Annotated in this window: 1 protein-coding gene; it reads left to right on the top strand. The window is 34.0% G+C overall.

Features of this window, described 5'->3' with window-relative positions; genetic code table 11:
* On the top strand, nucleotides 1-259 hold a 259-nt coding region (locus tag M901_RS11720), incomplete at both ends, for a hypothetical protein (RefSeq protein ID WP_157679977.1).

Genomic DNA, 259 nt, shown 5'->3' with positions numbered 1-259 from the left:
TCTATGGTTGATTTCATCTTTAGGCAAAATAGAAAATACACTGTTGTAAGAAGAGATAGGCTTTCTATTGTTGAGAAGCTTCAGTTCCTTAAGAGTTATCTTCAAATGGGGCAGAAGACTAATTTTGAAGAACTTCTTCATAAAGATAACTCAAAGAAAGTTGCTGAAAAAGGTGGAGAAATTGAACAGTCAGATGATGACTCTCACTCTATCGACAATGTGGTAATTACATTTATTTCTCTTCTTGAACTTGCGAGAT

Source organism: Bacteriovorax sp. DB6_IX, assembly GCF_000447775.1.
GTDB lineage: Bacteria > Bdellovibrionota > Bacteriovoracia > Bacteriovoracales > Bacteriovoracaceae > Halobacteriovorax_A.
The sequence above is the reverse complement of the archived record's forward strand: the minus strand, read 5'-3'. Positions and strand labels throughout refer to the sequence as shown.